This window comes from Blautia sp. DFI.6.71 (genome assembly GCF_020593585.1).
Taxonomy (GTDB): Bacteria; Bacillota; Clostridia; order Lachnospirales; family Lachnospiraceae; genus Blautia_A; species Blautia_A wexlerae.
In genome coordinates this window covers 36,089-44,808 of sequence record NZ_JAJDMJ010000031.1, presented here as the reverse complement: position 1 = coordinate 44,808, position 8,720 = coordinate 36,089, and the positions used below count along the sequence as shown (strand labels likewise).

Genomic DNA, 8,720 nt, shown 5'->3' with positions numbered 1-8,720 from the left:
CTAAGGACTGGGATTATGAACTGATCGATATGCTCGGTTATCCGAGAAAAATGTTCCAGAAGCTGATCATGCCTGGCACAGGCATCGGACATCTGTCAGATAAGATCAGGGAAGAAGTGGGATTTGATGTGGAAGTAGTTGTACCTGCAACACATGATACAGGATCTGCTGTACTGGCAGTTCCTGCAAATGATGATGACTTTATCTACATCAGTTCCGGAACATGGTCACTGATGGGTATTGAAAGAAAAGAAGCAGACTGTTCTGAGAAAAGCTGTGAGATGAACTTCACAAATGAAGGCGGTTATGCAGGCCGTTTCCGTTATCTGAAGAATATCATGGGACTCTGGATGATCCAGTCTGTACGTCATGAAGTGAATGATGCATACAGTTTCGCAGAAATCTGTGCAATGGCAGAGAAAGCAAAGGATTTCCCGTCAAGAGTAGACGCAAATGATGAGTGTTTCCTTTCTCCTGACAATATGACACAGGAAGTTAAGGATTACTGCCGCAGAACAGGACAGAAAGTTCCGGAAACTCTGGGAGAGATTGCAACAGTTATCTACACAAGTCTTGCAGAATGCTATGCAAAGACAGCAAAAGAGCTGGAAGAGATGACCGGCAGGACTTACACCCGTATTCATATCATAGGCGGCGGTTCCAATGCAGGATATCTCAATGAGCTGACTGCAAAGGCAACAAAGAAAGAAATCCATGCAGGTCCAGGAGAGGCAACTGCAATCGGAAATATCACAGCACAGATGCTGAAAGCAGAAGAGTTTAAAACAGTCGAAGAGGCTCGTGCTATCATTCATGAGTCCTTCGGTGTAAAAGTCCATAAAGAATAGAAACTGTCTCAGATATATTATTTAAAAGAATTGCAATAGAAAAAGAATCCTGGAATTTTCAGGATTCTTTTTTGCAAAAAAATAAATACATTTAGAGTGCCGCTGGCAGTAGCGTCCACATTTCGATTATAACAGTTAAAAACTACAGGAGATAAAGCTGATAGAGAAGACGCCGTTTTACTGAAAGTGCTCTGTATTCAGTACCAGCTGTTTGCGGAACTGCGAAGGTGACATGCCACACTGTTTCCGGAAAAATCTACTGAAATACAATGGGTTTTCATACCCGATCAGATTGGATATTTCCGTAATATTATAACTGGTTGTTTCCAGAAGCATTTTTGCATTGGTAACTCTTAATGACTGGATATACTGAGCTGGTGTGGTATTGGCATATTGACGAAAGTTTTGTATGAACCAGCTCATGGCGGGTGGCGGCATCATCGTCATTGGCACTACACTGATCCCGCTGCTGTCTGGCCTGTTTTAAGGTAGGCGCTTATGGATTTTCTCACCGACTGGCTCACAAACTGGCTCAAAGAGCTTCTGATTGGCGGGATCATGGGAAACCTCGAAGGTCTTTTTGATACCGTCAATACCCAGGTCGGAGAGATTGCGGCACAGGTAGGGACTACCCCGGCGGCGTGGCACGCCGGGGTTTTCTCCCTGATCCGACAGCTTTCCGAAACGGTGATCCTGCCGATTGCCGGAATGGTGCTGACCTTTGTTGCCACTTATGAGCTCATACAGATGCTTTTGGAAAAGAACAATATGCACGAGGTTGACGTTGCGAACCTCTATAAATGGATGTTCAAAACAGCCTGTGCAATCTTAATCCTGTCAAATACATTCAATATCGTCATGGCTGTGTTCGATGTGTCGCAGAGCGTTATCGCGCAGGCAGGCGGGCTCATTCAAGGTTCTACCGATGTTTCGGCGGATATGCTTGCCGAACTGGAAACCTCGCTGGAGACGATGGACTTAGGGCCGCTGTTGGGGCTGTGGCTGCAGTCTGCGCTCATTGGCTTCACAATGAAGGCGATGGGAATTATCATTTTCATTTTGGTGTATGGCAGGATGCTGGAAATCTATCTGCTGACCAGTCTGGCCCCCATCCCCGTTGCTACGCTTTCCAACCGGGAGCTTGGCGGCACCGGACAGAACTACATCAAGTCCCTGTTTGCCGTGGGCTTTCAAGGGCTGCTGATTCTTGTATGTGTTGCAATTTACGCGGTGCTCATTCAAGGCATCGCAACAAGCGGCGATCCCATTGGGGCGATTTGGGGAACTGTGGGCTACACGGTTCTGCTTTGCTTCATGCTCTTTAAGACCGGGAGCATTGCCCAGCGTATCTTTGGCGCTCATTAACAGGAGGAGGTGCTTATGCCGAGAAGATACGGGGCGGATGGAACGCGCTTATGGAATGGAAAAACGCCGGAGGAGTTTACTGAAGCGGACGCTTACCGCTTTATGGCGGAAACGGAGGCCGTCCTGCAAAAAAAAGAGCTGATGGACGACCCCGCCCAGCCTGCTCCGGCAAGCGGAAAGGAGGAATTTTATCTGAGTAAGAAAGACGATGTATTGCTGACCCCGGAGCAGATTGCTGCGGAGGAGCGGCGCTGGCTGTTTGATGCTCCCATCGCGGAGCTTGCAGAAGTCAAGGGCGTTAGCATTGATGAGGCAGTAAAAATGCGGACAGATGCTGTCTTGCAGGAGGCGGTTGTTCCGATCACGGTATCTGTCCGTCCGATTGAGCCGCAGGGTAAACTGATCGGCTTCGCCAGCGTCAATTTTGGCGGTGTGGTCATCGACGATTTTAAGGTTGTGGACGGGAAAAATGGGATTTTCCTCGGCGCTCCCTCTAAACCTGATCCTGCCAGCCGGACGGGATACCGGGCTACGGTTCGGATTCCTGACCGCGCCACACAGGAACGGATCAATGCGGCTGGTGTGGAGGCGTATCATGCGGCGGTGGAACAGCTTGTTGCACGGGCCCAGGCGGTACGGCCTGCCCCGATCAAGGAGCAGATGGCCGAGGCCGCGAAACAAGCTGGAAAAGAAAATGCCGCCCGACCTGCACCTGCCAAAGCAAAGGAGGCCCGCAATGACCGATAGCCGCACTTTGGGACAACGTGTCCCGAAGGAGGGCTTGTTTCTCATGGACGGCATCGAGGGCTTGCGTTCTTTGCCAAAACATAGCGTGGATATGCTGCTGACTGATCCGCCCTACGGTACAACCCGGAATTATTGGGATGTGCCCCTGCCGCTCCCGGAGCTGTGGGAGGCGGTGAAATGGGCAGTCAAGCCGAATGGCGCAGTGCTGTTTTTCGCACAGTGCCCCTTTGACAAGGTGCTGGGCGCATCCAACCTCGCCATGCTCCGCTATGAGTGGATTTGGTACAAGGAGCGCGGAACGGGCTTTCTCAATGCAAACCGGGCTCCACTGAAAAAGTCCGAGAATATCTTGGTGTTTTACCAGAAGTCCCCGGTCTACAATCCGCAGTTTACTTATGGCAAGCCTTATGCCCGCGTTCATTCCCGAAGCGGTACAAGCTCCAACTATGGGAAATTTGAACGGCAGGGATCGGAGTCCAACGATGGCCGCCGCTATCCCGGAAATGTACTTTTTGTGCCTACGGTGTCCGGCGGCATCCACCCCACGCAGAAGCCCGTGGAGCTCTGCGAGTATCTGATCCGCACCTATACCCACCCCGGAGAACTGGTCGCGGACATTTGCGTTGGCTCCGGCACAACCGCGATTGCAGCCATCAACACAGAACGCCGCTTTGTATGCTTTGAAACGGCCCCGTCCTTTTATGCCGCCGCCAGTGAGCGCATCCGTGCGGCGCAGGCAGTAAAAAGCTCCGGCGAGAAAGGAGTGTAATTATCCAGCAGTATTCTATCATTTACGCCGATCCCCCTTGGCGCTACTCGGCTAAGAAAGTACAGGGCGCGGCGGAAAATCATTATCCCACTATGAGCATTGAGGATTTATGTGCGTTGCCTGTGGCTGATCTTGCAGCCCCGGACAGCGCACTCTTTTTATGGGCCACTTTCCCGCAGCTCCCGGAGGCGCTCCGGCTGATCGAGGCTTGGGGCTTCACCTACAAAAGCGTTGCTTTCGTCTGGCTGAAAAAGAACAAGAAAGCGGATAGCTGGTTCTATGGCCTTGGCTTCTGGACAAGGGGCAACGCGGAAATCTGCCTGCTGGCTACCAAGGGACACCCGAAGCGGCAGGCTGCCAATATCCATCAATTTATCATTTCCCCGATTGAGGCCCACAGCAAAAAGCCGGACGAGGCCCGCGACAAGATTCTTTCCCTGATGGGCGATCTGCCCCGCGTGGAGCTCTTTGCCAGGCAGACCCCGCCCGGCTGGGCTGTATGGGGAAATGAAGTAACACCAACCATCCCGGACTTTGGGACACATTGTCCCGAAGTACAGAAAGGAGTGTGATCTATGCCCTATGTAAACGTACCAAACGATTTATCCAAAATCAAAACAAAGATGGCTTTCAACCTCACCAAACGCCAGCTTGTCTGCTTCGGCAGCGCGGGCGCAGTGGGGATTCCGGCCTATCTGCTGACCCGTGGCACCCTCGGCAATACCGGGGCGATGTTTCTCATGCTGGGAATTATGCTCCCGGCGTTCCTGCTGGCCATGTATGAAAAGGACGGCTTACCCTTTGAAAAGGTTGTGCGGAACATCATCCGGGCCAAGTTTCTAAGGCCGGGGATCAGGGCCTACCGAACCGAAAACATTTATGCGCCCTTTGCCGGGCCGGGCGCTGGAAAGGAGGATGTGATTGAAAAACACAAAGAAAAAAACCGGAGCCGCCGCCAAGGGTAAAGGCCGGGCGGCCCTGTCTGCCCAACAGACAATCCCGTATCTGTCCATGCACCCGGACGGTGTGTGCAAGCTCCCGGGTGGGCTCTATACAAAAACCGTGGAATATGAGGACATCAATTACTCCGTGGCATCCACCGAGGATCAGACCGCCATATTCAGCGGATGGAGCTCATTCCTCAACTATTTTGACAGTTCGCTGCCGTTCCAGCTTTCCTTTATCAACCGCCGTTCCCATTCCCGCAGCCGCTATCAGGTCAATATCCCGAAAGCGGATGACAACTATAACAGTGTCCGGGACGAGTTTACCGGGATGCTGAAAAATCAGATTGCCAAAAGCAATAACGGCATTGAACGCTCAAAGTACATCACCTTTGGCATACCCGCCGAGGGGATTGCGGAGGCTCGGCCCCGTCTGGAGCGTGTGGAGGCCGATGTCATGGGGAACTTTAAGCGGCTGGGCGTTCCCTCGGAGCCTATGGACGGGCGGGCCCGCCTTGCGCTGCTTCATAGCCAGATGCATCCGGGGAGCCGCGAAGCGTTCCGCTTTTCGTGGAAAGACATCCCGCAGACCGGGCTTGGCACAAAAGACTTTATTGCCCCGGACAGTCTCGACTTCCGCCAGTCCCGCACATTCCGCATCGGCCAGTATTGGGGTGCGGTGTCCTACTTGCAGATTATGGCATCAGAGCTTTCGGATAAGCTGCTGGCGGAAATCTTGGAACTGGATGCGGAAATGACCGTGACCATGCACATTCAGACCGTGGATCAGCTCAAGGCAATCAAGACCATCAAGGGGAAAATCTCTGACATCGGAAAAATGAAGGTGGAGGAACAGAGAAAGGCTGTGCGCTCCGGCTATGACCCGGATATTCTTCCCCCTGACCTGATCACATTCAGCAAGGACGCGGCGGAGCTTCTTGCCGATCTGCAGTCCCGCAATGAGCGAATGTTTCTGCTGACCTTTACGGTGGTAAACCTTGCGCCTACCCGCCAGCGGTTGGAAAATGATGTGTTTACCGTGGGCGGTATCGCACAGAAATACAACTGCGCTCTGCGCCGTCTGGACTGGCAACAGGAACAGGGCTTTGTTTCCTCGTTAGCTCTTGGCTACAACGAGGTAGAAATCCAGCGCGGTATGACAACCAGCTCCACCGCCATCTTTATCCCCTTTATGACAAGGGAGCTCCGCATGGCTGGGCAGGCCCTCTACTATGGCATGAACGCACTTTCCCACAATGTCATCATGGCTGACCGCAAAAAGCTGAAATCGGCAAACGGGATGTACTTGGGCTCTACGGGCTCCGGAAAGAGCTTTGCCGCAAAGCGCGAGCTCTTGAATGTGTTTCTCACCATCCCGCAGGATCGGATCATCGTGGTTGACCCGATGGGCGAATACGCGCCGCTGGTGCGAAGGCTGGGCGGTCAGGTGATCGAGATTGCCCCGGACAGCCCGCACCATCTCAATCCGATGGATGTGGAGCTCAATATGGCTGCCGGAGAAAGCCCGCTTTCCATGAAGGCGGATTTTCTTTTGTCCCTGTGCGAGCTGGTGGTCGGCGGCAAGGAAGGCTTGCAGCCCATTGAAAAGACGGTCATTGACCGCTGTGTGCGTTTGGTGTACCGGGAGCAGGCGCTCGGATTGGAAACCGCAAAAACGCCGCTGTTGCAGGATTTGTACGAAGAGCTCTTACGCCAGCCGGAGCCCGAGGCCCGGCGCGTGGCAACTGCCTTAGAGCTTTATTGTACAGGCTCCCTCAATCTTTTTAACCATCCTACCAACGTCAAGACGGACAGCCGTGTGGTGTGCATCGTTCTGAAAAACATGGGCGAAAACCTTAGAAAGATTGCAATGCACATCACAAACGAGTTTGTTTCGCAGGCGGTGGATCAGAACTTCCACGAGGGCGCGGCAACTTGGTGCTACTTTGACGAGTTTCACATTCTGCTCCGTGATCCACTGACAGCCAGCTACTTTGTGGCGGTCTGGAAAATGCTGCGTAAAAAAGGATGTGTGCCGTCTGCTTTGACGCAGAACGTCAAAGACCTTTTGGCAAGCCGTGAAATCGAGAACATTCTGGACAACACGGATTTTATGATTCTGCTTTCGCAGGCGCAGAGTGACCGTACCATTTTGGCAAAACAGCTCGGTATTTCCGAGCACCAGCTTTCCTATATCACACACAGCAATTCCGGCGAGGGGCTGTTGTTCTATGGAAATGTGACCATCCCGTTTGTGGATCGGTTCCCTCGCGGAGAAATCTATGACCTGCTGACTACCCGCCCGGAGGATATGAAGAATGAAACGAAAAACGAATAAGGCCAAGGAGGAGGCTTGGTCGCAGACCGCCCACGCCCCTGACGAGGAGCAGTCCGGGCCGGAGGCTTCCGACACTTCGGGACAAAGTGTCCCAAAGTCCAAGTTCCGCAAAAAGAGCCAGCAAGAACAGGCTGCGGCAGCAAAGCTCCGTATGGAGTCCCAAGGCGAAAAGCTGGAACAGGCCCAGGAGAAGCTGGCAAAACAAAAGCCGCCGAAAAAGCCCGGCCCGGTAAAACGCATAGGCCGTGTTGCCAGTGGTTCCGTTCACAGCTTCGTGCATGGCAAGATTTTTGAAGTGGAACAGGAAAATGTCGGCACAGAAGGCGCACACCGTTCTGAGCTTGTGGGAGAAACCGCACTGCGGCATGGCTCCCGCTTTGTGCGCCGTAAAGTCCGGGAACATCCGGCAAAAGTGGTACGCAAGGCCGAGGCCCGCTATACCAAGCACACGGCGGACTACCATTTTCACACCGCCGCACAGGAGCACCCGGAGCTGACGAAAAATGCGCTTACCCGCTACTGGCAGAAGCAACGGCTCCGCAGGCAATATCGCAAGCAGGCAAAGGAGGCTGCAAAGCAGGGCGCAGCTGCGGCGGGGAAAACTGCCACAGCCACAGAACGCCTGACCGCCCGGGCAGTGGAATTTGTCAAAAGTCATCCCGCAGGTGCCGTGGTTGCGGTGCTCTGTGTGTTACTCCTGTTTGCTATGCAGTCCTGTTCCTCTACCATGCTTATGCTGGGGAACGCCGGGGCCGGTGCATTAGGGGCCAGCACCTATCCTTGCGAGGATCGGGATATGCTGGCCGCCGAAGCTGCCTACTGTGCGCTGGAAGAAGATTTGCAGCATTATCTGGACACCTATGAAAGCACCCATGACTATGACGAATACCACTTCGATCTGGACGAAATCGAACATGACCCCTATGTGCTGCTTTCTCTTTTGTGTGCGCTCCATGAGGGACAATGGACAATAGACGAAGTCCAGGGAACGCTGCAAATGCTGTTTGACCGCCAGTACATTCTCACGGAGGATGTGGTGGTGGAAACCCGGTATCGCACAGAAACCGACACATGGACGGACGAGGACGGCAACTCCCATACAGACACCTATCAGGTGCCTTACGACTATTACATCTGTACGGTCACGCTGGAGAACTTTGATTTATCCCATGTACCCGTGTATGTCATGGGCGAGGATCAGCTTTCCCGGTATGCCATCTATATGGCAACGCTGGGAAACCGCCCCGATCTGTTCCCGGATTCTCCCTATGTGAACAAGTACATTACCGGGAAACCCGGTGACTACGAAGTGCCCGGAGAATATCTGGACGATGAAACCTTTGCTGCAATGCTTGCTGAAGCGCAGAAATACATCGGCTATCCCTATGTGTGGGGAGGCAGTTCTCCTGCCACTTCCTTTGATTGCTCTGGCTACGTTTCGTGGGTCATCAATCACTCCGGCTGGAATGTGGGCAGGCTGGGAGCCCAGGGGCTCTATAACATCTGTACGCCGACCAGCTCTCACAAACCCGGTGATCTGGTGTTCTTCAAAGGCACCTATGATACGCCAGGCGTGAGTCATTGCGGGATTTATGTCGGTGATGGAAAAATGCTGCATTGCGGAGATCCCATCGGCTACGCAAATTTGAATACAAGCTACTGGCAATCTCATTTTTACGCCTACGGGCGTTTACCGTGACAGGAGGTTT

At 53.0% G+C, this 8,720-nt stretch carries 9 protein-coding genes and 1 pseudogene; 9 read left to right on the top strand and 1 reads right to left on the bottom strand.

The features are described 5' to 3' along the window. Positions 1–848 (top strand): rhamnulokinase (locus tag LJE12_RS13080; RefSeq protein ID WP_255610841.1); only part of this gene is annotated, 848 nt, incomplete at its 5' end. Between the two features lie 177 nt (positions 849–1,025). On the opposite strand, the gene LJE12_RS13075 is transcribed toward LJE12_RS13080, so the two are convergent. Next, the gene (locus LJE12_RS13075; RefSeq protein WP_227226734.1) at positions 1,026–1,271 is read right to left on the bottom strand and encodes a helix-turn-helix transcriptional regulator; all 246 of its coding nucleotides are present in this window, start codon (positions 1,269–1,271) and stop codon (positions 1,026–1,028) included. Between LJE12_RS13075 and LJE12_RS13070 the strand changes: the two are divergent. The 8 genes and pseudogenes from LJE12_RS13070 to LJE12_RS13035 form a co-directional block, all read left to right on the top strand. Further along, a pseudogene (locus tag LJE12_RS13070) lies at positions 1,258–1,335 on the top strand (Maff2 family mobile element protein); the annotation flags it as partial. The gene LJE12_RS13075 and the pseudogene LJE12_RS13070 sit on opposite strands and share 14 nt — an antisense overlap. An 11-nt stretch (positions 1,336–1,346) precedes the next feature. Continuing rightward, positions 1,347–2,213 carry a VirB6/TrbL-like conjugal transfer protein, CD1112 family gene (locus LJE12_RS13065; RefSeq protein ID WP_173758476.1) on the top strand — a complete coding sequence of 289 codons (867 nt, stop codon included), beginning with the start codon at positions 1,347–1,349 and terminating at the stop codon, positions 2,211–2,213. Positions 2,214–2,228: 15 nt separating this feature from the next. Continuing rightward, positions 2,229–2,960: a septation protein SpoVG family protein gene (locus tag LJE12_RS13060; RefSeq protein ID WP_227226705.1), complete on the top strand. Its 732-nt coding sequence runs from the start codon at positions 2,229–2,231 to the stop codon at positions 2,958–2,960. Then, on the top strand, positions 2,950–3,729 hold the full coding sequence (locus LJE12_RS13055) for a DNA-methyltransferase (RefSeq protein ID WP_120041463.1): 780 nt from the start codon (positions 2,950–2,952) through the stop codon (positions 3,727–3,729). Before LJE12_RS13060 ends, LJE12_RS13055 begins: the two co-directional genes overlap by 11 nt. 2 nt (positions 3,730–3,731) lie before the next feature. Beyond that, the gene (locus tag LJE12_RS13050) at positions 3,732–4,301 is read left to right on the top strand and encodes an MT-A70 family methyltransferase (RefSeq protein WP_330416877.1); all 570 of its coding nucleotides are present in this window, start codon (positions 3,732–3,734) and stop codon (positions 4,299–4,301) included. Positions 4,302–4,304: 3 nt separating this feature from the next. After that, a complete protein-coding gene (locus tag LJE12_RS13045) occupies positions 4,305–4,694 on the top strand; it encodes a PrgI family protein (RefSeq protein WP_227226706.1) in 390 nt (129 codons plus the stop codon). Further along, positions 4,651–7,011: a VirB4-like conjugal transfer ATPase, CD1110 family gene (locus LJE12_RS13040; RefSeq protein ID WP_331466168.1), complete on the top strand. Its 2,361-nt coding sequence runs from the start codon at positions 4,651–4,653 to the stop codon at positions 7,009–7,011. Before LJE12_RS13045 ends, LJE12_RS13040 begins: the two co-directional genes overlap by 44 nt. Further along, a complete protein-coding gene (locus tag LJE12_RS13035; protein WP_227226707.1) occupies positions 6,992–8,710 on the top strand; it encodes a C40 family peptidase in 1,719 nt (572 codons plus the stop codon). Before LJE12_RS13040 ends, LJE12_RS13035 begins: the two co-directional genes overlap by 20 nt. Positions 8,711–8,720: the final 10 nt, after the last annotated feature.